The sequence below is a fragment of the Nocardia sp. NPDC059154 genome (assembly GCF_042755705.1).
Classification (GTDB): domain Bacteria; phylum Actinomycetota; class Actinomycetes; order Mycobacteriales; family Mycobacteriaceae; genus Nocardia.
In genome coordinates this window covers 225,069-248,764 of sequence record NZ_JBHZCS010000005.1, presented here as the reverse complement: position 1 = coordinate 248,764, position 23,696 = coordinate 225,069, and the positions used below count along the sequence as shown (strand labels likewise).

The following is a 23,696-nucleotide window of genomic DNA, read 5'->3' as shown; positions in this document are numbered from 1 at the left end:
GGATCGAATTCGATTCCGCGACCTCATTCGATTTCGGCTGTCATTCCGCCATTTCCGCCGGGGCCTGCGCACCGCGCCGCCGGCGCAACCCGGTAACGGCAAGGGCGGCACGAATATCGGCGACCTCGCGCACGGTCATGCTGCGGCCGGTGCGATCCGCGCCCGGCGGCACCAGGGCCTCGGTGAAACCCAGCCGCTCCGCCTCCGCCAGCCGGCGGGTCAGCCCGGTCACCTGGCGCACCTCGCCCGCCAGCCCCACCTCGCCCAGCACCACCAGGCCGCTGGGCAGCGCCAGATCCTGGCTGGCGCTCGCAATGGCAAGCGCGACAGCCAGATCCGCGGCGGGCTCTGTGAGCCGCATACCGCCCACCGTGGCCGCGTAGACGTCCTGCTTGCCCACGAAGACGCCCCCGCGGCTCTGCAGGACAGCCAGGACCATGGAAACGCGGTTGTAGTCCAGCCCGCTCACCGCGCGCCGGGGCGCGGGCGCCTGGGTGTCCACCGTCAGCCCTTGCACCTCGCCCAGCATGGGCCGCTTGCCGTCCATGGCGACCGTCACCGCGGTCCCGGGCACCGCGTCGCCCCGATGGTGCAGGAACAGCCCCGAAGGGTCGTCCACGCAATGGATTCCGGCCTCCCGCATCTCGAAGCAGCCGACCTCGTCGGTGCTGCCGAAGCGGTTCTTGATACCGCGCACCATGCGCAGGGCGGAGTGCTTGTCGCCCTCGAACTGGAGCACCACGTCGACCAGGTGCTCGAGCGTGCGCGGACCGGCCACCGCGCCGTCCTTGGTGACGTGCCCGACCAGCAGCACCGCGATCCCGCTCGCCTTGGCCAGCGAGGTGAGCGCCGCCGTCACCGACCGCACCTGGGTGACACCGCCGATCACGCCGTCCGCGTCCGCGGCCAGCATGGTCTGCACCGAGTCCACCACCAGCAGTGAGGGTTTCACCTGCTCCACATGCCCGAGAATGGTCGCCAGATCCGATTCCGCCGCCAGGTACACCTTGTCGTGCACCGCGCCCGTGCGGTCCGCCCGCAGCCGCACCTGCCCCGCCGACTCCTCCGCGGTCACGTACAGCGCGATCTCGTCACGCGCCCGCGCCCACCGGTGCGCCACCTCGAGCAACAGCGTCGACTTGCCCACCCCGGGCTCGCCCGACAGCAACACCACCGACCCGGGAATGATCCCGCCACCCAGCACCCGATCCAGCTCGGACACCCCCGTCGACCGGGCCTGGGTCTTGTTGGAGTCGATGCTCGAGATCGGCGCGGCCGCCGTGCTCGGCAGCATCGCCCGCCGCCCCACCACGACCGCCGACGCGGACGCCGCCATCTCCTCGATGGTCCCCCACGCGTTGCAATCCGGGCAGCGCCCAACCCATTTGGCGACCTCGTGCGAGCAGTCCGCGCACCGGTACAGCGATTTCACCTTGGCCACGCCGGGCAGCCTAGCCAGCGCCCCCGACACTGTGCCTTATTTGCCCTCCGCTTCGCTCCGGGCGGGTTCGCGGCCCCGAGGTCTCGATTCTTCCCTCCTCCGCTCCTCCGCTTCGCTCCCCCGCTCCAAGGCGGAGGTCTATCAAGCCGCAGTCCAGAATCGAGACGGCCGCGAACCTGACGGCTAATCGGACACAACAGCGCCCGCCCCGATTTGTCGGGGCGGGCGCTGTCAGGTGCTCTAGCGGGAGCTCAGTGCTCGCCGCCCTTCTTCGCGGGCTCCTGGCGCGGGTTGTTCGCGCCGGCGTCGACGGGAGTGTTGACGACGACGGTGCCGCCCTCCTTGAAGACGAAGGTCAGCGGGTAGGTCAGGCCCGGGGTGACGTCCTTGGTGAGGCCGGTGACCTCGATCAGGACGGGCTTGGCGTTCGGGTCGGTGGCCTTGTCGGAGGCGGGCTCGCCGGCGTTCTGCTCGCGCACGGCGGCCGCGGCGGCCGCGTCCTTGGCGGTCGGCTTGTCGGCGACGACGGTGCTGGACGGCTTGATCTCGATCTTGTCGGCGATCTTGACCTGGCCCAGGTCGGTGCTGATGCTGACCAGTTCGTCGGTCTTGCTGTCGCTGAGGTTGACGGCGCTGAAGGCCAGCACGGCCTTGCCGCCCTTGGCGTTGTTGTACTCCTCGGTCTGCGGGAGCAGGAAGCGCACGTCGCGCAGCGCGATGGAGCCGACATTGGCAGTGTTGCCGTTGACGGCGGCGACCTGGGTGGCGGTCTGCGAGACCTGACCGGCGCCGCAACCCGACAGCGCGAGCACCGCACCCGCAGCGAGTGCAGCAACTGTCACGGCACGCCGCCGCGACTTCGACGCAGTGGTGGCTTTCAGGGCAGTCACGGGGTCCTCCATGTCGACCGGGCTAACTCCACTATGGAGAGTAGTAGTCAAAGAGAGTAATGCGTCCCTCCCCCCGCTCTACACGCGGGCGGTGTCGCGTGCGCGTGGCGTGCGCCCGCCGCGGCGGCCCGGCGCGGGCGCGGCATCTCGCAGAACGACCGAGCGGGATGTGTCAGGGGCCCTGACAACGATTCGGATACGACTTCTGGAGTGATGCATTGATGTTTATGAGAGGGCGCTCGGTCGCGTATGCGAAGTACGCACTCGCATATGCACGCGAACGATGCGATGCGCTATCCCCTTATGCCACAACGGGATGCACACGATTCGCGTTCTGTCAACCCCCGCCGCCGCTCCGTTGTGGCCCTGACCTGCGCCGTTGATCGCGCCGTTACCGAGTCGCATGTTAAACTGTGAACATCGAAAGGGGCACGGGACACATGATTTTTAAGGTCGGAGACACCGTCGTTTACCCCCACCACGGAGCGGCGCTGATCGAAGCTATCGAAACCCGCACCATCAAGGGTGTACAAAAGGAGTATCTGGTCCTGAAGGTCGCACAGGGCGACCTGACCGTTCGGGTTCCCGCAGAGAACGCAGAGTATGTCGGCGTCCGCGACGTCGTCGGCCAGGAGGGCCTCGACAAGGTCTTCCAGGTACTGCGAGCTCCGCACACCGAGGAGCCGACCAACTGGTCCCGCCGCTACAAGGCCAACCTCGAGAAGCTCGCCTCCGGCGATGTGAACAAGGTGGCCGAGGTCGTCCGCGACCTGTGGCGTCGTGAGCAGGACCGCGGCCTGTCCGCTGGTGAGAAGCGGATGCTGGCCAAGGCCCGGCAGATTCTCGTCGGTGAGCTCGCGCTCGCGGAAGGTACCGACGACGTCAAGGCCGAGACCCTGCTCGACGAGGTTCTCGCAGCGGCCTCCTGACCGTGAAAACTACACCTGGCGACGGCAGTCGTGTCGTCGCTCTGGTTCCTGCCGCCGGCATGGGCGTGCGTCTCGGTGAGAACAAGCCGAAGGCGTTCGTCCACGTCGGCGGCAGTCCCATGCTCACTCGGGCGGTCCAGGGGCTGATCGATTCCGGATCTGTCGACGACGTTGTGGTTATGGTGCCCGCCGAACTCGTCGCCGAGACCCGCGCCCTGCTGCCCGCTTCCGACGTGCCCGTTCGAGTCGTGGCGGGCGGGGCCGAGCGCACCGATTCGGTGCGGGCCGGTCTCGCGGCCGCGCCCGACGCCACCCTGGTGCTGGTGCACGACGCCGCCCGGGCCCTGACTCCCCCGGCGCTCATCACCCGCGTGGTGGGGGCGCTGCGCGCGGGCGCACGGGCCGTGGTGCCCGCGCTGCCGGTAACCGACACCATCAAGTCCGTGGACGCGGCCGGTGCCGTGACGGGTACCCCGGATCGATCCGGGCTGCGCGCCATCCAGACTCCGCAGGGCTTCGATGCCGCGCTGCTGCGCGCCGCCTACGCTGTGGGTACACAGGCGACAGATGACGCGGGGTTGGTGGAAATGCTCGGTGCGACCGTTCACACGGTGCTCGGTGACGCCCTGGCTTTCAAGATCACTACGCCGTTGGACCTGGTTCTCGCCAATACCCTTGCCGCGCGCCGTGATACGGCCGACACCGCAGGTGGGCTGGACACGACACGCGAAGCGGTGATCGCCCCGTGATGGATCCCATGGCGCTGCGCACCGGCATCGGCAGCGATGTGCACCCCGTCGAATCCGGCCGGCCCTGCTGGATGGCGGGCCTGCTGTTCGAGGGCGACAGCGGCTGCGCGGGACATTCCGACGGTGATGTCGCGGCGCACGCGCTGTGCGACGCGCTGCTGTCGGCCGCCGGACTGGGCGATGTGGGCGCGGTTTTCGGCACGGGTCGCCCCGAATGGGCGGGCGTGTCCGGCGCGGCCATGCTGAAAGAAGTCCGCCGTCTGCTCGACGAGGCCGGATTCACAATTGTCAATGCGGCTGTACAGGTAATTGGGAATCGCCCGAAAATCGGCCCGCGACGGGCCGAGGCACAGCAGGTGCTGGGCGAGATTCTGGGTGCGCCGGTCTCGGTGTCCGGCACCACGACCGACGGATTGGGCCTCACCGGCCGCGGCGAGGGCGTGGCGGCGGTCGCCACCGCACTGCTGTGTTGTCGCGCCTGACGCACCCGTCATCCGCCCATTTCCCAACAGCTAGGATGCTCTGTCGTGACTCTGCGCCTTTTCGACACCGAGACGCGGACCCTGCGTGAATTCACGCCGCTGGTCCCTGGCAAAGCCTCGGTGTACCTGTGCGGCGCGACCGTTCAGGGGGAACCCCACATCGGGCACGTGCGCAGCGGCGTCGCCTTCGATGTGCTCCGACGGTGGCTGGCCGCCAATGATTTCGACGTCGCCTTCATTCGCAATGTCACCGATATCGACGACAAGATTCTGAACAAGGCCGCCGAGCACGGCCGCCCGTGGTGGGAGTGGGCCGCGACCCACGAGCGCGCCTTCGACCGCGCCTACGAGACGCTCGGCGTGCTGCCGCCGTCCGGCGAGCCGCGCGCCACCGGGCACATCACCCAGATGGCACGGATGATGGAGCGGCTCATCGAACGCGGCCACGCCTACGCCTCCGAGGGCAATGTCTATTTCGACGTACTGAGCTTCCCGGACTACGGAAAGTTGTCCGGGCACAAGCTCGATGACGTGCACCAGGGCGAGAGCGCGGGCCAGGGCAAGAAGGATCCGCGCGACTTCACGCTGTGGAAGGCCGCCAAGCCGGGCGAGCCCAGCTGGCCGTCGCCGTGGGGTCCGGGTCGCCCGGGCTGGCATCTGGAATGCTCCGCCATGGCCGAGTTCTATCTCGGACCGGAGTTCGATATTCATTGCGGCGGAATGGATCTGGTTTTCCCGCACCATGAGAACGAAATCGCGCAGTCGCGCGCGGCCGGGGACGGATTCGCCCGCTACTGGCTGCACAACGGCTGGGTGACCATGGGCGGCGAGAAGATGTCCAAGTCGCTGGGCAATGTGCTGTCCATTCCGAATGTGCTGGAACGGGTCGGGGTGCGCGCGGTCGAGCTGCGCTACTACCTGGGCAGCGTGAGCTACCGGTCCATGATCGAGTATTCCGATCAGGCGCTGACCGAGGCGGCCGCCGGATACCAGCGGCTGGAGGCCTTCGTGCTCCGGGTGGCCGAGCGCACGGGCGAGGTTCCGGTCGGCACCTGGACCCCGGCCTTCGGGGACGCGCTGAACGACGACCTCGGAGTTCCGCAGGCGCTGGCCGCGATTCACGGCGTGGTGACCGAGGGCAACAAGGCGCTCGACGCGGGTGACCTCTCGGGCGCGCGGATGCTGGCCGGGCAGGTCCGGGCCATGCTCGGCATTCTCGGTGTGGATCCGCTCGACGAGAACTGGGCCGCGCCCGCCGACAATTCCGCCGCCATCGCCGCGCTCGATGTGCTGATCGGCGCGGAACTGCAGCGGCGGCAGCAGGCGCGCGCCGACAAGGACTGGGCCACCGCCGACGCGGTCCGCGACCGGCTCTCGGCCGCGGGCGTCGAGGTCACCGACACGCCGCAGGGCGCGGAGTGGTCCCTGGCCAAGGAGAAGAAGTGAGCGGTTCCGCATCGGCGGAACCGGTATAGCTCGAATACCGCGTCGGGTCGCCCGGATACCGCGTGGGCCAGCTCGCGCGGTGTGGCGGAGCGCACCGAATTCGAGGTGGCGACCCAGCGTGGGGCACAATTCGTAGCGTCCCTCCGGCAATGCCGCGCGGCTCGTGGCCGGCCGGAGGCGCTGCTCTGGGGCAGCGCGAAAGTTCAGACAGGGGCGCAGCCGTTCGCTGCGCCGACCGGAGGCAGGTTTCCCGCATGATCGACCGTGAGCGGGTTCGTCCCGCGGCCGGGCCGAGGCGGGATACCCGCGAAATACGGAAGGCGAAGTGATGGCAGGCAATTCCCAGCGCCGCGGGGCGACGCGCAAGTCCGGCAGCAAGAAGGGGCAGACCGTCGGTTCCGGCGGGCAGCGCCGCCGCGGGCTCGAGGGCAAGGGCGCGACGCCCAAGGCCGAGGACCGCACCTACCACCCGGCCGCGAAGCGCGCCAAGGCGAAGGCCAAGGCGCAGGCGTCGGCCGCCACCACCCGGTCGCGCAATGCGGCCCGGCCCATCGCGGGCCGCAAGGACAACGAGGGTCCGGAGCTGGTGCTCGGCCGTAACCCGGTGGTGGAGTGCCTGCGCGCGGGTGTGCCCGCCACCGCGCTCTATATCGCCAATGGCGCCGAGAACGACGACCGGCTCAGCGAGGCGGTGAAGACGGCCGCGGAGATCGGTATCTCGATCCTGGAGGTGCCGCGCACCGACCTGGACAAGATGAGCCACAACGGCATGCATCAGGGCATGGCGCTGCAGGTGCCGCCGTACCGGTACGCCCACCCGGACGATCTGGTCGACCGGGTGCACAACTCGGGCGAGCCGGCGCTGCTGGTGGCGCTGGACAATATCTCCGATCCGCGCAATCTGGGTGCGGTCATCCGCTCGGTGGCGGCCTTCGGCGGGCAGGGTGTGGTGATCCCGCAGCGGCGCAGCGCCAGTGTCACCGCGGTGGCGTGGCGCACCAGTGCGGGTGCGGCAGCGCGGCTTCCGGTCGCGCGGGCCACGAATCTGACTCGCACGCTGAAGGATTGGGCGAACAAGGGCTACCAGATCGTCGGCCTCGACGCGGGCGGCGACACCACCCTCGACGAATTCGACGGCAGCGCACCGACGGTCATCGTGGTCGGCTCGGAGGGCAAGGGCTTGTCGCGCCTGGTGCGCGAGACCTGCGATTCGATCCTGAGCATTCCGATGGCGGGTCCGGTCGAGTCGCTCAACGCCTCGGTGGCGGCGGGCGTGGTGCTGGCCGAGGTGGCGCGGCAGCGCCGAGCCTGATTCGGTCACTCGACCACCACATATCGGGGCTCTGGAGCCTCGATAACCAAGTGGCGCAAGCGAACACCGCGCGTCAGCATGCCGCGGCGGGGCTTTCGCCCGTAAACTCGGGCGGTGGTCTTCGATCAGCCGCCCCTCGGATCCCCCGTCGAGCACGAGCATGCGACGGCCGTCCTGCTGCTGGGTGCGCTCAGCGTGTTCTGTTGCGGCGCGCTGGGTCCCGTCGCCTGGGCGCTCGGACGGCGCGCGCTGAACGAGATCGAGGAGGGCGGGGGCCGCTTCGGTGGCCGGGTGCAGGTCCTGGTGGGCTATGTCCTCGGCGTCATCGGGACCTGCCTGATGGTGGTCTTCGGCTGCATCTTCCTGCTGATGGTCATCAGCGGGCGCGCCTAGCCGAACGGCCCGATCAGGCCCGGCCGAACGGCCCGGTCAGTCCAGACCGGGCCGGCGCTCGCCGCCCGTCACGGCATCCCAGGCGGGCCATTCGCCACTGACGCTGCCGGTCCACTTGGGCGGGCGGCGGTCCTTGAGGGCCGCGACGCCCTCCCCGCCGTCGGTGCTCTTGGCGACGTAGTCGTTGAGCTCGGTTTCCAAGCGGCCCACGGTTTCCGGGGCCATGGTGGGGGCCTCCCACAGCAGGCGCTTGGACAGGGCCACCGGGAGCGGGGCCGAACCATGGGCGATGTCGTGGGCCACCTCGAGGGCGGTGGGCAGCACCTCGGCGGCGTGCAGGCAGGAATTGGCGATGCCCAGCGAGTATGCCTCGTCGCCGTCGAAGGTGCGGCCGGTGAGCAGCAGGTCGGCGGCGCGGGCGCTGCCGATCAGGCGGGGCAGGGTCCAGTGCGCGAACCCGTCGGCGAGCGCGCCGCGGCGAACCTGGTTGAGCGCGTACACGGCGTCGCGGGCGACATAGCGCAGGTCGCACTGCAGCGCGATCTCCAGGCCGATGCCCACCGCGTGCCCGTTCACCGCCGCGATGACCGGTTTCCGGATCCGGAACGGCGGCGGATCGATCAGGCCGTTGACCTCGCCGACCTTCAGCGACAGGTCCGCGCCCGCGCAGAACGCGGGCGGGGTCCCGGTGATGACGACCGCGCCGATGGCGTCGTCTTCGTCACAGCGGCGCAGCGACGCACCGAGTTCCGACGCCATGGCCGGGGTCAGTGCGTTCTGCTGGGCGGGCCGATTGAGCGTGAGCACGGCGACGCCGCCGGAGACGTCCACGTGCAATTCCGAACTCATGCTGGAAGATTATGCCCTCTGTGTTCAACTTGCCCTCCGCTGCGCTCCGGGCGGGTTCGCGGCGCTGGAGGTCTCGATTCTTCCCTCCCTCCGCTCCTCCGCTTCCCTCCCTCCGCTCCTCCGCTTCGCTCCCCCGCTCCGCTCAGTCCAGAATCGAGACGCGCCGCGAACCTTTTGGGTTTCGCCAATGAAGGCCGGTCCGGCTGGGCAGACCGGGCTTTCATCCGCGCAGGATCTGCCGCCCGATGGCGTACTTGTGCACCTCGGTCGGGCCGTCGTAGAGCCGGAAGGCGCGCATGTCGCGGAAGATCATCTCGACCACGGTCTCGTCGGAGATGCCGATGCCGCCGAGCACCTGGACGCAGCGGTCGGTGACCTTGAACAGCTCCTCGGAGACGTAGGACTTGGCGATGGAGGATTCGTGGCGGGCCTTGTGGCCCTGATCCATCAGCCAGCACGCGTGCCAGATGGTCAGGCGGCACTGGTGCAGCGCAATCTCGTTGTCCGCCAACATGAACGACACGCCCTGATGCTCGCCGATGGGCTTGCCGAAAGCGGTGCGGGTCTTGGCGTAGTCGACCGCGATGGCCTGCGCCCGCTCGGCCGCGCCCAGCCAGCGCATGCAGTGGGTGAGGCGGGCCGGGGCCAGCCGCAACTGGGCGTAGCGCAGCGCCTGGCCGGTCTCGCCGAGCACGGATTCCCTGGGCAGCACCAGGTTGTCGAAGCGCACCACCGCGTGGCCGCCGACATAGTTGCGGTCCATGGTGTTCATGACGCGTTCGATCACGATCCCGGGCGCGTCGCCCTCGCAGAGGAACAGGGTGGGGCCCTCGGGCAGGTACGGGTTGGCGGCCAAGCGCGCCATGATGATCCAGGTCTTGGCGCCGTCGGCGCCGGTGATCAACCACTTGCGGCCGTTGATGGTGAAGTTCTCGCCGTCGAAGGTGGCCTCGGTGGCGAGCTGGTTGGGGTCGGAGCCGGCGCCGCCCGGCTCGGTCATGGCGAAGACGCTGCGCTGGTGGCCGTCGATCACCGGCTGCAGGAAGCGTTGCGTCTGTTCCGGATTCGCGATCTTGGAGAGCAGGAACATATTGCCCTCGTCGGGCGCGGCGCAGTTCATGGCGACGGGGCCGAGGGTGGACCAGCCGGCGGCCTCGTACAGCACGGCCTGCTCGATGTGGGTCAGGCCGCGCCCGCCCAGCTCGACCGGGGCCTGAATGGTGAGCAGCTTCTCGGCGCGGGCCAGCTCGACCAGTTCCTGCCGCAGCTCGTCGTCGGGACCGTGCGCGGTCAGGCGCGGATCACGCTCGAAGGGCACGATCTTGTCGATGACGAACCGGCGAACCCGATCGCGTTCGGCAGCAAGGTCGGCGGGAATCGAGAAGTCGATCATCGTTTGTCACCATCCGTCAGGAGTCGCGGTCGAGCCGAGCATACGACGACCACCCCACCCGACTGAAGGCACCCGCCATCAAACGAGGACGCGGCGCAGGAAATCCTCGACTTCGGCCCGGTAGGCAGCGGGTTGATCGTCGTGAACGAGGTGACCGGCGTCGGGGATGACGACGTGGCGGGCATCCGGGTGGAGCTCGGCCATCTCGCGCATCTGCCCCCGCGGGGTGATGGTGTGCTCGCCCTCGATCAGCAGGGCCGGGACGGTGACGGATTTCCACTGCGCCCAGAAATCGCGCGTGCCCCATTCCTCGGAGATGTCCCGGAAGGTCGGGACCTCGCCGTGCAGGCGGTAGCCGTCGGGGCCCCGCCGGAACGAGTCGAGGAAGTAGCGGCCCGCGACCGGGCCGAAGAATTCCAGCACGGCCCGCTCGTCCGGAAATGGTTGCGGCCAAGCCGAAATCACGGCCGCCCAGTTCTCCGCGGTGCGTCCCTGGAAGTCCGGCGCCATGTCCTCGACCACCAGTGCCCGTACCCGCTCCGGGTGCGCCGCGGTGAACATCCACCCGTGCAGTCCACCCATCGAATGCCCGATCACCACCATGGGTTCGGCGATGTCCGAGGTGGCCGCGGCCAGATCGGCCACGAACGCCTCGGTGGTGAGCTCGGCGGGCGCCGGACGTCCGTGCCCGGCGGCATCGAACGTGTACACATGCCCGAATTCGCGCAGCCAGGGCAGCTGGGCCCGCCAGGTCCGGGCGCTGCCCATCAATCCGTGCAGCAGCAGGATCGGCGCACCCGCGCCGCCTTCGTCGTACAACATCGCCTCGACCATGTGTTCCGATTTGGTTATTGCCTCGAACGATACGTCGCGGGCGCGGAGTACATTCGCACCCATGGCAGTCGTCAAGATCAACGCAATCGAGGTTCCCGAGGGCGCGGGCCCCGAACTGGAGAAGCGCTTCGCGCACCGTGCGCACGCGGTGGAGAACTCGCCGGGGTTCCTGGGTTTCCAGCTGCTCCGCCCGGTCTCCGGCGACAACCGGTATTTCGTTGTCACGCAGTGGGATTCGGAGGAGTCCTTCGCGGCGTGGCGGGACGGCCCGGCGCGCGAGGCGCACGCGGGCGAGGCACGCAAGCCGGTCTCCACCGGCGCGTCGCTGCTGGAGTTCGAGGTCGTCCTGGACGTGCCGGGCAAGAACGCCTGATCAACGCCATCGTCCACAACCCCGGCCCGCAGTGGTTCCCGGCCGACGACAGCGTCAGCCGGGAACTCGCGAGTTACGCCTCGAAGGTGGCATCCAGCTCGATGGTGTCGACGCCGGCCAGCGCCTTGGACACCGGGCAGCCCGCCTTGGCGTCCTCGGCGGCGGCCAGGAAGCCGGCCTCGTCGATGCCCGACGCCTTGCCGGCCACGGTCAGCTTGATCTTGGAGATGCGGAAGCCGCCGGCCGGGTCCGGGCCCAGGGTCACGTCGGCGGTGATGTCCAGGCTCTGCACGGTGCCGCCGGCATTGCCGATCTGAGCCGACAGCGCCATGGCGTAGCAGGAGGAGTGCGCGGCCGCGATGAGCTCTTCGGGGCTGGTGGTGCCGTCGGCCGCGTCGGCGGTGCGCTTCGGGAACGAGACGTCGTACTTGCCGACGCCCGAGCTGACCAGCTCGACCTGACCGGAACCGTCCTGCAGGCCGCCGGACCAGGCGGTACGCGCGCTACGTGTAGGCATCACTGTCCTTTCGTGAGAGGGGGGAACTCAACATCTCGAGGCTCTCAGGGGCTACGCCCCCGAACCCCCGGGAAATCGGTACGGGTCGAACCTACTCCGCCCGAAAGCGTGGCGGGCTCATGATCATTCGGTGTTCATCCCTCAGACGACCGCAGCCGTGCGGTGGTCCCAGTGCTCGAGCACCCGCGGCCACGACTTCTCGTGCCGGTCCCGCGTCACGTCGTTCGGGAAGCCGGCGTGGGTGAGGAGTAGGGCGGTGCCCGCGCCGTGCGCCGAAAGTTCCAGGGTGAGGACGGTTTCCGTGCCCTCGGTGCCGCCGGTGACCCAGGTCAGCTCGACCAGGTGGTCGGGTTCCAGCCGCAGGAATCTGCCGTAGTGCGGGTGGCCGCCGCCCGCGGTGAAGAAGAACGGCTGGTTCACCACCGGGCGCATGAGGATCGAACCCGGGTCGGCGAACCAGAGTCCGAACTGCTGGGTGCACTGGTGGTAGAGCTCGGCGGGTGAGGCCGCCATGACGCGTTCCGCGACCAGGAAGAACGGTCGCGCGGCGAGGTCGGGTGGCCGCAGGGGCGCAACGTCCATGGGGCGCGACGATACCGCCCCGGCCCGCGCTCACCCGGGATTGGTGACCCGAGCCAGCACGATGCCGCCGATGATCATGGACAGCGCCAGCACCCGGCCCGCGCTCACCGGGTCCTGCTGCACCACGATGCCCAGCCCGATCGCGCCCACCGCGCCGATGCCGGTGAAGATGGCGTATGCGGTGCCCACCGGCAGCGACTGCATGGCATAGGACAGCAGGTACACCGCGACCGCCGCGAGCGCGAAGCACAGCAGGGTGGGCAGCGGCTTGGTGAAATTCTGGGTCGGCTTGATGGACTGCGACCACGCGATCTCCACCACGCCGGCCAAACCCAGGACGAGCCAGTTCATTTCAGTACTCCTTCCCCAGGGTGCGAGCGGTGGCGAGCGCGGCGGCACAGGAGGCGTCGTGCTCGTCGCGCAGGTGGGCCAGCGCCGGATCCTGGCGCGAGTTCACCAGTTCGGCATGGACGAAAACCGTGTCGTCGACGCCGAAATGGCCTGTGAAGAAGTCGCGGAGGTAGCGCTCCTGATAGTCGTAGATCGCCTTCGGCGCGCCCGGCGAGTACGCGCCGCCACGCGCGGTGACGACCACGAATCGCGTGGGGGCCAGCGACATTCGCGGGAAGGTGATCTGATCCAGCCACGCCTTGAGGCTCGCCGGGATCGAGTAGTTGTACATCGGCGTGCCGATCAGCACGACATCGGCGGCGCGGATCTCGGCCAGCAGTGGCTCGACGATCTCCCAGGCCCGCTGCTGCGCAGGGGAATCCACCAGCTCGGCCAGGTGGTCGAGATCGGTGCGACCGTGGGCCAGCACCCGGTCGCACAGTTCGGTCCAGCCCTCGCCGATGAACGGGATCGGCTCGGCGGCCAGGTCGCGGTGGACGTAGGCGGCGCCGGGGTGTTCGGCGCGCCAGGCAGTCGCGAAGGCGGCGCTCAGCTGGCGGCTGACCGAGGTGCGGCGGGCGCTGGCGTCGAGGTGCAGCAGGGCGGTCATAGTCGAGACTCCGATCAAATGGACGTTGTGTCCGTTTACTTCTCCGACGGTAGGCCACAACCGGACGAATTGTCCACTTATTCCCAGAGGGCTACAGTGAGCTGCATGAACACCCCCGGCCTGCCACTGCTCAACGATCGGTCCGCGCCCGCCGAGCGCGCCGACGCCGCCCGCAATCGGGCCAAGGTGCTGGCCGCAGCCGCGGAACTGTTCGCCGGGCGCGACCCGCGCACCGTCACCATGGACGACATCGCCAAGGCGGCCGGGGTCGGGCGGGGGACGCTGTACCGGCGCTATCCGGACGTGGGATCCATCGCCGTCGCGCTGCTCGACGAGCACGAGCGGGTACTCCAGGAGCAGCTGCTGCGCGGCGAGCCACCGCTCGGGCCGGGCGCGCCGCCCGCCGAACGACTGGCCGCGTTCTACGCCGCGATGGTCGAATTGCTCGATACGCACGCCCATCTGGTCCTCGGTGCGGAGACCGGCGGTGCGCGTTTCCGCACCGGGGCCTATCAGTTCTGGGCAGTGCACGTGCGCGCCCTGCTGACCGAAGCCGGTGTGGCCGAACCCGATTCACTCGTGGACCCGCTGCTCGCACCCCTCGCCGCCGAGGTGTACCGGCATCAGCGCGAACGCGGGCTCGGGTCCGGGCAGATCGCCGCCGGCCTGGCGAAACTCGCACACGGCGTGCTGGATCCGGCGGGCTGACACGACGACACGACCGCTCACCGGGCGGGGTGAACGGCCGCATCGCGCGGTATTCGCCTGTCTCACACCATGTCACGGCGTCGAATCAGCCAGATCGTTCCGGCCGCGAAGACGACGACATACGCGGCCAGCACCAGCAGGGACTCGCCGCGGCCCAGGACATCCAGGACACCGGGGGTGGCCGGGCCGCCCACCGTGCGCAGGGAACCCGCCAGGGAGCCGGCGGCCGTGCCGGGCAGGTGGTCGGTGACGGCCCGGATGGGCGCGAAGATCGCCGCGACGCCGCGCAGCAGATTCTCCACCACCAGCACCCATACCAGGCCCAGGCCCACCGCCAGCGCGGGACCCCGGGCGACCGCCCCGATCAGCGCGCCCGCCAGCGTCCACATGCCCAGAATGGCGGCGCCGGAACCGATTCCGAGCAGCATCCGGCCCACCGACGGCAGCGCCAGGGACTGACCCTGGGTGCCGGCGATGAGCGCGGCCACGCCGGTGTCGATCACGAAGGCGGCCAGCACCAGCGCGACCACCGTCACCGCCAGGCTCAGCACCACCGCGCCGATCACATGCACCCGCGAAGGCCCCTGTGTGAGTGCGGTTTTCCAGCTGCCCCAGCCGTAGCCGCTGCCCACCGCGAGCGCGCCGAGCACCAGCATGAGCGCCCCGCCGAACATGGCCATGCCCTGCGTGAACACCTCCGGCACGGCCGCGGGCAGCATCTGCTGCAGGAGCAGCTCACGCGGCAGGCCGTTGGACATGCGGGTGGTGCTGCCGGTGGTGTAGGCGAGGTAGTTGAACAGGTAGGCGAAGGTGAGATTCAACAGGATCCAGGTGCCGAGCACGATCCAGAAGGCGGGCCACTTGCACAGTCGCAGCAGTTCGGCCCGGGTGCTGGCCAGTAGATCGGTCATTTCGCCGTCTCCGTCATCTCGAAAAAGACTTCTTCCAAGGACTTTTCGTCGGTGCGCAGCTCGAGCAGCTCCGCACCCGCCTCGATGACCGCGCGCGCCACCACGGGGGCGTTCGCGGCCCCGGCGTCGACACGAATACCGTTGGCGGTCACCAGCGCCGACCGCTCCCCCACCACCGCGCGCACCGCCGGGAAGGCCACCTCCAGTGGCTCCGCGCGCACCAGAAGCGAGGCCGTGCCACGCAATTCGCGCACCGTCGACTCGACCAGCAGTCGCCCGGCGGAGATGACGCCGACGCGATCACAGATCTCCTGCACCTCGCTGAGCAGGTGGCTGGACAGCACCACGGTGTGCCCGTCGGCGGCGAGTCCGGTGACGAGCTCCCGCATCTCGGCCATGCCCGCCGGATCCAGGCCATTGGTGGGTTCGTCGAGAATCAGCAGATCGGGGCGGCCGAGCAGGGCGGCCGCGACACCGAGGCGCTGCTTCATGCCGAGCGAATAGGTGCGGAACCGGTCCTTGCCGCGGGCGCTGAGGGCCACCCGGTCCAGGGCGTCGGCGACCGCGTCGTCGCCGACACCCCGGTAACGGGCCAGGACGCGCAGGTTGTCCCGGCCCGACAGGTAGGGGTAGAAGCCGGGGCCCTCGATGAGAACGCCGGTGCGGCGCAAGGTTTCCGGGTTCCCGGGCTGCCGCCCGAGTACGGTCGCGCCGCCGGACGACGGACGGATGAGACCGACCAGCATGCGCAGCGTGGTGGTCTTGCCCGCGCCATTGGGACCCAGGAAACCGTAGATCTCACCGCGGCGGACGCTCATGCTCACGGCGTCCACGGCGGTATGGGAGCCGTAGCGCTTGGTCAGCCGATCGGTGACGACGATCGCTTCGTTCATGGGCTCAACGATCCGCCGCCACGCACGGGAAAAAATCCGTCGCAACGCGCGATCCGGCGTACGTATCTGGACGTATTTGGCCGCGACACAGTGCCGCTGCCCGCAGACGGCGCTACGGTGCAGCTATGGACACACGCGGGGGAAGGCTCGGGCGGCGCGACGTGCTCCCGGCGCTGGCGGTGGGGGCGATACAACTCGGCTTCGGGACCTTGGCCAATCATCACCAGACGGTGGTGCGCCAGCTCGATGTGTACGGATATACGCTGCTCATCGCCGGTCCGGCACTGCTGGTACTACGCCGGCGCCGCCCGCTGGAAGTGTTCTACGCGACGCTGGCCGCGGCGGTCGCGTACCTACTGCTCGGTTACGGCTACGGGCCGATCTTCGTGTCGCTCATCGTCGCCTTCCTGACCGCCGCCGTCCTCGGATCCCGTTGGTACACCTATCCGTTCGTGGCCGCAGGCTACCTGCTCATGGTGTGGCCGGTGCCCGGCTGGCGCGGGTACCACACCGGCGCCTGGCAGGAATTCGGTTTGCTCGCCTGGCTTTTCGTGCTCGCCGCGGCGGGCGAGGGCATCCGGCAGCGACGCGCCGCCGTCATCGCCCGGCGGCAGCGCGGCGAGGCAGCCCGCCGCGAGGAACAGGCCGAGCGCGAACGCGAACAGGCCCAGCGCGCACTGGAATCGGCCGAGCGGGAACAGCGGGTCACCGAGGAGCGCCTGGCCATCGCGCGCGAACTGCACGACGTGCTCGCGCACAGCCTCTCCCTGATCAATGTGCAGTCCTCGGTCGCGCTGGAACTGCTCGACCGCAAGCCCGAACAGGCAGCCACCGCGCTGGCCGCCATCAAATCCGCCAGCAAGGACGCGCTCGGTGAGGTGAACGCACTGCTGCGCTCCATTCGCGGCGGCACCGCCACCGTGACCGCGCCGACCGCACCCACCATCGGCATCACCGACCTCGACAAGCTCACCGGACCGGCCCGCGCCGCCGGGCTGGAGGTGCACACCATGGTGACCGGTGGGCCGCGCCGGCTGCCGGCCGTGGTCGACGTGGCCGCCGCCCGGATCGTGCAGGAGTCGCTCACCAATGTGGTGCGGCACGCGCCCGGCGCGAGCGTGCTCGTCACCGTGCACTACGCCGCCGAGCGGCTGCAGCTCACCATCGACAACACCCGGCCCACCCGCCAGCCCGCGCCGCAGTCGCCGACCGGCGGCCACGGCATCACCGGCATGACCGAACGCGCCCACGCCCTGGGCGGGCAACTGTCCGCAGAACCGAAGGCCGACGGCGGATTTCGGGTGAAGGCCCGGCTGCCCACCCACCTCGTGCGGAACGAACCGATTGCGTGAGCACGGAATTGGAGGACGCGTCATGCCCATCCGGGTGGTGATCGCCGATGATCAGGCGCTGGTGCGAGCGGGCTTCGTGGCGCTGCTCGGCGCGCAGCAGGACGTCGAGGTGGTGGGCGAGGCCGACACTGGCGCCCAGGCCCTCGACCTGGCCCGCGAACTGGTACCCGATGTGGTACTCATGGACATCCGCATGCCGGTGCTGGACGGCCTCGCCGCCACCCGCGCCATCGCCGCCGATCCGGTCCTCGCCGCGGTGAAGGTCGTCGTCCTGACCACCTTCGAACTCGACGAATACGTCTTCGAGGCCATGCGTTCCGGCGCCACCGGCTTCCTCGTCAAGCACACCGAACCCGCCGACCTGGTCAAGGCCGTCCGCGTGGTCGCAGGCGGTGACGCGCTGCTCTCCCCCAGCGTCACCCGGCGCCTGGTCGCCGAATTCGCCGCGCACGCCAAACCCGCACCCGCGGCCGAATTCTCGGAACTCACCGACCGCGAACGCGAGGTCATGACCCTGGTCGCCGAGGGCCTCACCAATGCCGAGATCGCCGACCGGCTCTACATGAGCCCCGCCACCGCCCGCACCCACGTCAGCCGGATCCTGGTGAAGCTGGGTGCGCGTGACCGCACCCAGCTCGTCGTCATGGCCTACGAATCCGGTCTGGTCAGGCCGGGCTGGCAGTAGCGCCGAACTCGGCGGCCGCCGGAATCACCTCGCGGCCGAGCACTTCCAGCGCCGTGAGGTCGTCGACGCCGGTCACCCGGCCGATGACCAGGTCGATCCCCATGTCCGCCAGCCACTTCAGCTGCCCCAGCACCTGGCCGACGCCGCCTCCGCCCGGGCCGGGATCGAAGGCGAAGGCACAGCTCTTACGAATCTCGCGCGGATCGCGGCCGATCTCCACGCACATACGGTCCAGCAGCGCGATCTTGGCGGGCAGGTCCGGGCCGGGGCGGAGGCTCGCCACATCCGCGTAGCGCGCCACCAGCGGCAGCGTGCGGCGCTCTCCGTCCCCGCCGATGAGTATCGGCGGATGCGGCCGATACGCGCCCTGCGGCGAATTCCGCACGGCCTGCGGCGCGTTCAGCGGACGCTCCACCTGAAAGTGCTTGCCGAGTACGGATTCCGAAGCGCCCCGCTCATCGGTCCACATGGCCAGGCAGATCCGCAGCGCCTCGTCCAGCATCTCGTAGCGGTCGCGCAGCGGCGGGAACGGCAGGCCGTAGCCCTCCACATCACCCGTGGAGGTGCCCGCACCGATCCCCAGCCAGGCCCGGCCGCCGGACAGCACATCCAGGGTGGTGACCAGCTTCCCGAGCATGGCCGGATGCCGATAGTGCACCCCTGACACCAGCGCGGTCAGCTCCACCCGCGACGTGTGCGCCGCGATGAACGACAGCGTCGAATACGCCTCCAGCACATTCTGTTCCACACGGCCCAGCCACGGGCTCTGCCAGAGATGGTCACCCACCGCGATGACCGAGAATCCGCTTTCCTCGGCCGTGCGGACCACCTCGGCCAGGCACGGTCCGATCAGTTCCGAAGGGGTGTCCATCGCGAAGTTCGTCAGATGCAATCCGAGTTCCATGGCTCTCACCCTCCGCCCCGCGGAAGTGCGAATCATCCGTCCGGAGAACACATTCGGCGTACGTCGCGGTGCGTAGTCACCGTGGCGCGCCCAGCTCCAAACCCCTCCGGATGGCCTGCTCCACCGGCGAATACGCGCCGTCCGGGCGGTCCAGCACGCACGGCTCGCGCAGCAGCAACGGCGGCTGGGCCATGAACTTCGGGCGGCCGACGCGATTGGGCTGGGCGGCGTGCACCAGGAAGGGATGGCAGAGGTAGACATCGCCGGCCCGGCCGGTCGCGACGGCCTCGGGGAGATCGGCCGTGGCGGTGTAGAACTCGTGGAGGTCGAACATGGTGGTACCCGCCTCGCCGAGCGGCTCCAGCACCGGCGCCAGCCGCAGGTGCGAGCCGACCCGGATACGCGTCGGGGCGTCATCGACGCCGACATCGGAGAACAGGAACAGCATCAGCAGGGCGCGGCCCTCGGAGTGGATGTTCACGCGCCAGCTCAGGTAGTCGTCGGGGGCGGCATCGCCGGGAAAGCTCACGTCGACGTGCCAGCCGTCGTCGCCCGGGGGCTCCGGGCTGGGGAATCGAATCGGCCAGCTGCCCAGGGTTTTCCGGGGGAACCAGCGGCCGGGACCGACCAGTTGATCGAAGGCGGCGAGCAGCGGCGGCGCGGTGACCGCCCGCGCGAAGGGCTCCTGGGCGTGGTCCCACAGCCGGATGACCGGCCGGGTCCAGGTCGACGGCTCCTCCGGGTCGCAACCGGTTGCGCGCCAGAGGATCTCGCGGCCCGCAGCGGCCGTCTCGGCGGAGAAGGCTCCCTCGACCTTCACGAATCCCTCGGTGATGAAGTCCTCGATCTGTGTCTCGGAGAGCATGCTGCCGCCCTTTCCGCGCCCGGTCCCTCCGGACAGCTATCCGAGCATGGGCGATACCAGGATCGTGCCGCCACCGAATTTCTCGCCTGGGCAAACGAAAAGCCCCGCCCTCCCGAAGGAGAACGGGGCTTTCGTTGTCGCTGAGGCCTATTCGACCCGAGGCCGAGCCCTTACTCGCCCGAGGCGGAGGCCGGAGCCTCACCCGCGAGGGCGGCGACCGGCTTGTCCTCGACGCCGGAGTCCGACTTCTTGGTCAGCTTGGCCTTCGCCGTGAACGTGAACTTGGCGTTCTCGCCCTGGCCTTCGCCGTCCCAGCCCTCGACGTCCACCACCACGACCTGACCGGCGCCCAGTTCGCCGAAGAGGATCTTCTCCGACAGCTGGTCCTCGATCTCGCGCTGAATGGTGCGACGCAGCGGGCGGGCGCCCAGAACCGGGTCGAAACCGCGCTTGGCCAGCAGGCTCTTGGCCTGCGGAGACAGCTCGATCTCCATGTCCTTGTTCCGCAGCTGATTGGCGACGCGGCCGATCATCAGGTCGACCATCTCGATGATCTGGTCCTGGGTCAGCTGGTGGAACACGATCACGTCGTCGATGCGGTTCAGGAACTCCGGGCGGAAGTGCTTCTTCAGCTCGTCGTTGACCTTGAGCTTCATCCGCTCGTAGTTCGAGCCCTCGGCATTGCTCTGGGCGAAGCCGAGGCCGACCGCCTTCGAGATGTCGGAGGTGCCGAGGTTCGAGGTGAAGATCAGCACGGTGTTCTTGAAGTCGACCGTACGACCCTGACCGTCGGTGAGCCGGCCATCCTCGAGGACCTGCAACAGGGTGTTGTAGATCTCCTGGTGCGCCTTCTCGATCTCGTCGAACAGCACCACCGAGAACGGCTTGCGGCGCACCTTCTCGGTGAGCTGGCCGCCCTCCTCGTAGCCCACGTAGCCCGGAGGGGCACCGAACAGGCGCGAGGCGGTGAAGCGGTCGTGGAACTCGCCCATGTCGATCTGGATGAGCGCGTCGTCGTCGCCGAACAGGAAGTTCGCCAGCGCCTTCGACAGCTCGGTCTTACCGACACCGGACGGACCGGCGAAGATGAACGAGCCCGACGGACGCTTCGGGTCCTTCAGACCGGCACGGGTGCGGCGGATGGCCTTGGACACGGCCTTGACCGCGTCCTCCTGGCCGATGATCCGCTTGTGCAGCTCGTCCTCCATGCGGAGCAGACGGGTGGTCTCCTCCTCGGTGAGCTTGAACACCGGGATACCGGTCCAGTTGGCCAGCACCTCCGCGATCTGCTCGTCGTCGACCTCGGCCACGACGTCCAGATCGCCGGAGCGCCACTGCTTTTCGCGCTCGGCCCGCTTGGCGACGAGCTGCTTCTCCTTGTCGCGCAGACGCGCGGCCTTCTCGAAGTCCTGCGCGTCGATCGCGGACTCCTTCTCCCGGCGCGCCTCGGCGATCTTGTCGTCGAACTCGCGCAGGTCCGGCGGCGCGGTCATCCGGCGGATGCGCATGCGCGCACCGGCCTCGTCGATGAGGTCGATCGCCTTGTCCGGCAGGAAGCGGTCGTTGATGTAGCGATCCGCGAGGGTAGCGGCAGCGACTAGAGCGCCATCGGTGATGGAAACCCGGTGGTGCGCCTCGTAGCGGTCGCGCAGACCCTTGAGGATGTTGATGGTGTGCTCGACCGTCGGCTCACCCACCTGAACCGGCTGGAACCGGCGCTCCAGGGCGGCGTCCTTCTCGATGTACTTGCGGTACTCGTCGAGGGTGGTGGCGCCGATGGTCTGCAGCTCACCGCGAGCCAGCTTGGGCTTCAGGATCGAGGCCGCGTCGATCGCGCCCTCGGCCGCGCCCGCACCCACCAGGGTGTGCAGCTCGTCGATGAACAGGATGATGTCGCCGCGGGTGTTGATCTCCTTGAGCACCTTCTTCAGGCGCTCCTCGAAATCACCGCGGTAGCGGCTGCCCGCGACCAGGGAACCCAGGTCGAGGGTGTACAGCTGCTTGTCCTTGAGCGTCTCCGGCACCTCGCCGTTGACGATGGCCTGGGCGAGACCCTCCACGACGGCGGTTTTACCGACGCCGGGCTCACCGATCAGGACCGGGTTGTTCTTGGTACGGCGGCTCAGCACCTGCATCACGCGCTCGATTTCCTTCGAGCGGCCGATGACCGGGTCGAGCTTGCCCTCGAGGGCGGCCTGGGTCAGGTTGCGGCCGAACTGGTCCAGCACCAGCGAGGTGGACGGGGTGCCCTGCTCGCCGCGCGAACCGGAACCCTCGACCGGCTCCTTGCCCTGGTAACCCGACAGCAGCTGGATGACCTGCTGGCGCACCCGGTTCAGGTCCGCGCCCAGCTTGACCAGCACCTGCGCCGCGACGCCCTCACCCTCGCGGATCAGGCCGAGCAGAATGTGCTCGGTGCCGATGTAGTTGTGCCCGAGCTGCAGCGCCTCGCGCAGTGACAGCTCCAGCACCTTCTTGGCACGCGGGGTGAAGGGAATGTGGCCGGACGGGGCCTGCTGGCCCTGGCCGATGATCTCCTCGACCTGCGAACGCACACCCTCCAGCGAGATGCCAAGGGACTCCAGCGACTTCGCCGCGACGCCCTCGCCCTCGTGGATCAGGCCCAGCAGGATGTGCTCGGTGCCGATGTAGTTGTGGTTGAGCATCCGGGCCTCTTCTTGGGCCAGGACAACGACCCGCCGCGCGCGGTCGGTGAACCTCTCGAACATCGCTCCCTCACTCTCCTGCTCCGCCATCACTGGCATCCGGCGCTTCAGACCCTGTGCTGCCCTTCTGGTCGCCAGCCTGCCATGAAGCCCTGGGGTTGCATCCCCCGACTCCACTCTAGTTGCCGGGGGTCACGCACGTCGTCCGTCCACCCTATTGCGAACCGGCGACAGTACGACTCATTCAGTCATAACGGGGCAGTTGCGCGGACCGTTTCCGAATCGGCTACGCCCACAGCGAACAGTCGCGTTCGGGGTTCCTCAGTCCCCGGTGACGGGCGGGACGAACTCGCACGGCACCGGCTGGGCATGCTCCGGATCGAGCGCGTTCAGGGCCATCATGGCCGCGCGGTGACTGCCGGCGATGGCCATGTGATCGGAGAAGTCGACAGGGCAACCGTCCTGCATCAGATCATTGGTGACGTTCGGGGCCGGGACCAGCGCGATCGAGGGCCATACGGCCTCGTCGAAGTTGGAGGCCAGGTTGGTGTAGGTGACCGACGGGTCGTAGACGCCGTCGGCGTTCAGGGCATTGATGAACGAGGAGTTGCCGAGCATCTCCGGGCACGCCTGGCACACGACGCCCATGGCGGCCAGATTGTCCACCTGGTCGGCACTCGCGCCGAGCTGCCGCCCGAAGGCGCGCACGACGTTCATCTGGTCGCCGAAGATACCCAGCCAAGGGGGCGCGATGGCCACGAAGCGGTTGACCTTGCCGGAGCCGCCGAGCCGCTTGATGTAGTACTCGCCGACCGTGTTGCCCTGTGAGTGGGCGACGAAGTCGACCTGCGCCGCACCGGTCGCGGACAGCACGCGGCTCACAAAGGCGCCCAGCTGCGCGGCGCTCTCGGGGATCGGCTTCATGCCGCCCAGCGCGGACAGCGGCCAGGGCACGTCGAGGGCTCCGTAGGTCAGCGCGTAGACGCAGTAACCCTGGTTGGCGAGCAGCGGCGCGTAGGCGCCCCAGTTGGTCTGTGCACCGCCCGCGGTGCCGTGGACGAGCACCACCGGATCCGGGTGCGCCGCACTGGGTTTGCAGGACCAGTCATTGGCGCCGGGCAGCGAGCCACCGGGATTGGTGAGCTCATTGGGGATGCCCGCGAAGAAGTTGAAAGTGACCGGGTATTCCGCTCGGGCGGTACCGCTCGCACCGATCCACAGGACCGCCAGAACCGCCATGATCAGCAGTGATCCCGGCGTTCCTCGCATGGGCATCCTTCTCATGTTCCCTCCCAATTTAGAACGCGTTCCGCATACCTAATCAGGAAACAAGCACGAGGGATGGATTACTGGCGGGTAAGTTCTGAAACCTGTTTCAGTGCAAGAAAAACGGCGGCGGGGGGGGGCCACCAGCGGATTTTGATGACACATCCCGGGTCTCACCCCCCCCCCGAGCCCAACCCAACCCCCCCCTCCCCCGAAATAACCCCCACTCAGCTCGGAAAACCCTCTCCCTCTACCC

At 68.8% G+C, this 23,696-nt stretch carries 25 protein-coding genes; 10 read left to right on the top strand and 15 right to left on the bottom strand.

The features are described 5' to 3' along the window. Nucleotides 1-40 precede the first annotated feature (40 nt). Both radA and ACFXN1_RS07505 read right to left on the bottom strand, forming a co-directional pair. Entirely contained in the window at nt 41-1,441 is a 1,401-nt protein-coding gene (radA, locus tag ACFXN1_RS07510; protein WP_379446747.1) for a DNA repair protein RadA, read from the bottom strand. Between the two features lie 251 nt (nt 1,442-1,692). Beyond that, nucleotides 1,693-2,331, bottom strand: coding sequence for a hypothetical protein (locus ACFXN1_RS07505; protein ID WP_379393591.1), 639 nt, complete (start codon nt 2,329-2,331; stop codon nt 1,693-1,695). 440 nt (nt 2,332-2,771) lie between these two features. Between ACFXN1_RS07505 and carD the strand changes: the two genes are divergently transcribed. The 6 genes from carD (at nt 2,772) to ACFXN1_RS07475 (ending at nt 7,642) form a co-directional block, all read left to right on the top strand. Beyond that, a complete protein-coding gene (gene carD, locus ACFXN1_RS07500; RefSeq protein ID WP_025346809.1) occupies nt 2,772-3,260 on the top strand; it encodes an RNA polymerase-binding transcription factor CarD in 489 nt (162 codons plus the stop codon). A 2-nt stretch (nt 3,261-3,262) separates the two neighbouring features. Continuing rightward, a complete protein-coding gene (ispD, locus tag ACFXN1_RS07495) occupies nt 3,263-4,009 on the top strand; it encodes a 2-C-methyl-D-erythritol 4-phosphate cytidylyltransferase (RefSeq protein WP_379435479.1) in 747 nt (248 codons plus the stop codon). 14 nt (nt 4,010-4,023) lie between these two features. Then, nucleotides 4,024-4,491, top strand: a complete 468-nt coding sequence (gene ispF, locus ACFXN1_RS07490; RefSeq protein WP_364606775.1) for a 2-C-methyl-D-erythritol 2,4-cyclodiphosphate synthase — start codon at nt 4,024-4,026, stop codon at nt 4,489-4,491. 45 nt (nt 4,492-4,536) lie between these two features. Beyond that, entirely contained in the window at nt 4,537-5,937 is a 1,401-nt protein-coding gene (gene cysS, locus ACFXN1_RS07485) for a cysteine--tRNA ligase (protein ID WP_379435480.1), read from the top strand. A gap of 328 nt (nt 5,938-6,265) precedes the next feature. Then, the gene (gene rlmB, locus ACFXN1_RS07480; protein ID WP_379435482.1) at nt 6,266-7,249 is read left to right on the top strand and encodes a 23S rRNA (guanosine(2251)-2'-O)-methyltransferase RlmB; all 984 of its coding nucleotides are present in this window, start codon (nt 6,266-6,268) and stop codon (nt 7,247-7,249) included. Between the two features lie 114 nt (nt 7,250-7,363). Further along, entirely contained in the window at nt 7,364-7,642 is a 279-nt protein-coding gene (locus ACFXN1_RS07475) for a DUF4190 domain-containing protein (RefSeq protein ID WP_379435483.1), read from the top strand. Between the two features lie 36 nt (nt 7,643-7,678). Here ACFXN1_RS07475 and ACFXN1_RS07470 read toward each other — a convergent pair whose 3' ends face one another. The 3 genes from ACFXN1_RS07470 to ACFXN1_RS07460 form a co-directional block, all read right to left on the bottom strand. After that, on the bottom strand, nt 7,679-8,491 hold the full coding sequence (locus ACFXN1_RS07470; protein WP_379393583.1) for an enoyl-CoA hydratase/isomerase family protein: 813 nt from the start codon (nt 8,489-8,491) through the stop codon (nt 7,679-7,681). 220 nt (nt 8,492-8,711) lie between these two features. Further along, the gene (locus ACFXN1_RS07465) at nt 8,712-9,884 is read right to left on the bottom strand and encodes an acyl-CoA dehydrogenase family protein (protein WP_379435485.1); all 1,173 of its coding nucleotides are present in this window, start codon (nt 9,882-9,884) and stop codon (nt 8,712-8,714) included. A 78-nt stretch (nt 9,885-9,962) separates the two neighbouring features. Continuing rightward, the gene (locus tag ACFXN1_RS07460; RefSeq protein ID WP_379435487.1) at nt 9,963-10,706 is read right to left on the bottom strand and encodes an alpha/beta fold hydrolase; all 744 of its coding nucleotides are present in this window, start codon (nt 10,704-10,706) and stop codon (nt 9,963-9,965) included. A 73-nt stretch (nt 10,707-10,779) separates the two neighbouring features. Here ACFXN1_RS07460 and mhuD point away from each other — a divergent pair, with 73 nt between their 5' ends. Further along, on the top strand, nt 10,780-11,091 hold the full coding sequence (mhuD, locus tag ACFXN1_RS07455; protein ID WP_364606466.1) for a mycobilin-forming heme oxygenase MhuD: 312 nt from the start codon (nt 10,780-10,782) through the stop codon (nt 11,089-11,091). 73 nt (nt 11,092-11,164) lie between these two features. Here the strand turns inward: mhuD and ACFXN1_RS07450 are convergent, their stop codons facing one another. From ACFXN1_RS07450 to ACFXN1_RS07435, 4 genes are all read right to left on the bottom strand, one after another. Then, nucleotides 11,165-11,608 carry an OsmC family peroxiredoxin gene (locus ACFXN1_RS07450; RefSeq protein WP_379393577.1) on the bottom strand — a complete coding sequence of 148 codons (444 nt, stop codon included), beginning with the start codon at nt 11,606-11,608 and terminating at the stop codon, nt 11,165-11,167. 141 nt (nt 11,609-11,749) lie between these two features. After that, entirely contained in the window at nt 11,750-12,190 is a 441-nt protein-coding gene (locus ACFXN1_RS07445) for an SRPBCC domain-containing protein (protein WP_379435489.1), read from the bottom strand. A 30-nt stretch (nt 12,191-12,220) separates the two neighbouring features. Next, nucleotides 12,221-12,541 (bottom strand): DMT family transporter, encoded by a 321-nt coding sequence (locus ACFXN1_RS07440; RefSeq protein ID WP_379435490.1) that lies wholly within the window; start codon nt 12,539-12,541, stop codon nt 12,221-12,223. A 1-nt stretch (nt 12,542) separates the two neighbouring features. Further along, nucleotides 12,543-13,190, bottom strand: a complete 648-nt coding sequence (locus ACFXN1_RS07435; protein ID WP_379435492.1) for an FMN-dependent NADH-azoreductase — start codon at nt 13,188-13,190, stop codon at nt 12,543-12,545. Between the two features lie 105 nt (nt 13,191-13,295). Here ACFXN1_RS07435 and ACFXN1_RS07430 point away from each other — a divergent pair, with 105 nt between their 5' ends. Then, nucleotides 13,296-13,898 (top strand): TetR/AcrR family transcriptional regulator, encoded by a 603-nt coding sequence (locus ACFXN1_RS07430; RefSeq protein WP_379435493.1) that lies wholly within the window; start codon nt 13,296-13,298, stop codon nt 13,896-13,898. Nucleotides 13,899-13,960: 62 nt separating this feature from the next. Here the strand turns inward: ACFXN1_RS07430 and ACFXN1_RS07425 are convergent, their stop codons facing one another. Both ACFXN1_RS07425 and ACFXN1_RS07420 read right to left on the bottom strand, forming a co-directional pair. Continuing rightward, a complete protein-coding gene (locus tag ACFXN1_RS07425; RefSeq protein ID WP_379435495.1) occupies nt 13,961-14,809 on the bottom strand; it encodes an ABC transporter permease in 849 nt (282 codons plus the stop codon). Further along, nucleotides 14,806-15,702: an ABC transporter ATP-binding protein gene (locus tag ACFXN1_RS07420; protein WP_379435496.1), complete on the bottom strand. Its 897-nt coding sequence runs from the start codon at nt 15,700-15,702 to the stop codon at nt 14,806-14,808. Before ACFXN1_RS07420 ends, ACFXN1_RS07425 begins: the two co-directional genes overlap by 4 nt. 125 nt (nt 15,703-15,827) lie before the next feature. Here ACFXN1_RS07420 and ACFXN1_RS07415 point away from each other — a divergent pair, with 125 nt between their 5' ends. After that, nucleotides 15,828-17,054, top strand: a complete 1,227-nt coding sequence (locus tag ACFXN1_RS07415) for a sensor histidine kinase (RefSeq protein WP_379435498.1) — start codon at nt 15,828-15,830, stop codon at nt 17,052-17,054. 22 nt (nt 17,055-17,076) lie between these two features. Continuing rightward, nucleotides 17,077-17,739, top strand: coding sequence for a response regulator transcription factor (locus ACFXN1_RS07410; protein WP_379435500.1), 663 nt, complete (start codon nt 17,077-17,079; stop codon nt 17,737-17,739). Here the strand turns inward: ACFXN1_RS07410 and ACFXN1_RS07405 are convergent. From ACFXN1_RS07405 to ACFXN1_RS07390, 4 genes are all read right to left on the bottom strand, one after another. Further along, the gene (locus ACFXN1_RS07405; protein ID WP_379435501.1) at nt 17,720-18,643 is read right to left on the bottom strand and encodes an LLM class flavin-dependent oxidoreductase; all 924 of its coding nucleotides are present in this window, start codon (nt 18,641-18,643) and stop codon (nt 17,720-17,722) included. The genes ACFXN1_RS07410 and ACFXN1_RS07405 overlap by 20 nt on opposite strands. 76 nt (nt 18,644-18,719) lie before the next feature. Beyond that, complete coding sequence (locus ACFXN1_RS07400) at nt 18,720-19,508, bottom strand: phytanoyl-CoA dioxygenase family protein (RefSeq protein ID WP_379435503.1); 789 nt, start codon at nt 19,506-19,508, stop codon at nt 18,720-18,722. Nucleotides 19,509-19,678: 170 nt separating this feature from the next. Then, entirely contained in the window at nt 19,679-22,237 is a 2,559-nt protein-coding gene (locus tag ACFXN1_RS07395; protein ID WP_379393555.1) for an ATP-dependent Clp protease ATP-binding subunit, read from the bottom strand. A gap of 258 nt (nt 22,238-22,495) precedes the next feature. Further along, the gene (locus ACFXN1_RS07390; RefSeq protein WP_379435505.1) at nt 22,496-23,449 is read right to left on the bottom strand and encodes an esterase/lipase family protein; all 954 of its coding nucleotides are present in this window, start codon (nt 23,447-23,449) and stop codon (nt 22,496-22,498) included. Nucleotides 23,450-23,696 lie beyond the last annotated feature (247 nt).

What these genes read in the sequence shown, in the direction of transcription:
- ACFXN1_RS07390 (WP_379435505.1), bottom strand. Translation starts at nt 23,449, where the DNA reads ATGCCCATGCGAGGAACGCCGGGATCACTGCTGATCATGGCGGTTCTG.
- ACFXN1_RS07440 (WP_379435490.1), bottom strand. Translation starts at nt 12,541, where the DNA reads ATGAACTGGCTCGTCCTGGGTTTGGCCGGCGTGGTGGAGATCGCGTGG.
- carD (WP_025346809.1), top strand. Translation starts at nt 2,772, where the DNA reads ATGATTTTTAAGGTCGGAGACACCGTCGTTTACCCCCACCACGGAGCG.
- ACFXN1_RS07435 (WP_379435492.1), bottom strand. Translation starts at nt 13,190, where the DNA reads ATGACCGCCCTGCTGCACCTCGACGCCAGCGCCCGCCGCACCTCGGTC.
- ACFXN1_RS07445 (WP_379435489.1), bottom strand. Translation starts at nt 12,190, where the DNA reads ATGGACGTTGCGCCCCTGCGGCCACCCGACCTCGCCGCGCGACCGTTC.
- ACFXN1_RS07415 (WP_379435498.1), top strand. Translation starts at nt 15,828, where the DNA reads ATGGACACACGCGGGGGAAGGCTCGGGCGGCGCGACGTGCTCCCGGCG.
- ACFXN1_RS07470 (WP_379393583.1), bottom strand. Translation starts at nt 8,491, where the DNA reads ATGAGTTCGGAATTGCACGTGGACGTCTCCGGCGGCGTCGCCGTGCTC.
- ACFXN1_RS07405 (WP_379435501.1), bottom strand. Translation starts at nt 18,643, where the DNA reads ATGGAACTCGGATTGCATCTGACGAACTTCGCGATGGACACCCCTTCG.
- ACFXN1_RS07430 (WP_379435493.1), top strand. Translation starts at nt 13,296, where the DNA reads ATGAACACCCCCGGCCTGCCACTGCTCAACGATCGGTCCGCGCCCGCC.
- ACFXN1_RS07420 (WP_379435496.1), bottom strand. Translation starts at nt 15,702, where the DNA reads ATGAACGAAGCGATCGTCGTCACCGATCGGCTGACCAAGCGCTACGGC.
- ACFXN1_RS07450 (WP_379393577.1), bottom strand. Translation starts at nt 11,608, where the DNA reads ATGCCTACACGTAGCGCGCGTACCGCCTGGTCCGGCGGCCTGCAGGAC.
- ACFXN1_RS07465 (WP_379435485.1), bottom strand. Translation starts at nt 9,884, where the DNA reads ATGATCGACTTCTCGATTCCCGCCGACCTTGCTGCCGAACGCGATCGG.
- ACFXN1_RS07400 (WP_379435503.1), bottom strand. Translation starts at nt 19,508, where the DNA reads ATGCTCTCCGAGACACAGATCGAGGACTTCATCACCGAGGGATTCGTG.
- mhuD (WP_364606466.1), top strand. Translation starts at nt 10,780, where the DNA reads ATGGCAGTCGTCAAGATCAACGCAATCGAGGTTCCCGAGGGCGCGGGC.
- ACFXN1_RS07410 (WP_379435500.1), top strand. Translation starts at nt 17,077, where the DNA reads ATGCCCATCCGGGTGGTGATCGCCGATGATCAGGCGCTGGTGCGAGCG.
- ACFXN1_RS07425 (WP_379435495.1), bottom strand. Translation starts at nt 14,809, where the DNA reads ATGACCGATCTACTGGCCAGCACCCGGGCCGAACTGCTGCGACTGTGC.
- rlmB (WP_379435482.1), top strand. Translation starts at nt 6,266, where the DNA reads ATGGCAGGCAATTCCCAGCGCCGCGGGGCGACGCGCAAGTCCGGCAGC.
- ACFXN1_RS07395 (WP_379393555.1), bottom strand. Translation starts at nt 22,237, where the DNA reads ATGTTCGAGAGGTTCACCGACCGCGCGCGGCGGGTCGTTGTCCTGGCC.
- ACFXN1_RS07460 (WP_379435487.1), bottom strand. Translation starts at nt 10,706, where the DNA reads ATGTTGTACGACGAAGGCGGCGCGGGTGCGCCGATCCTGCTGCTGCAC.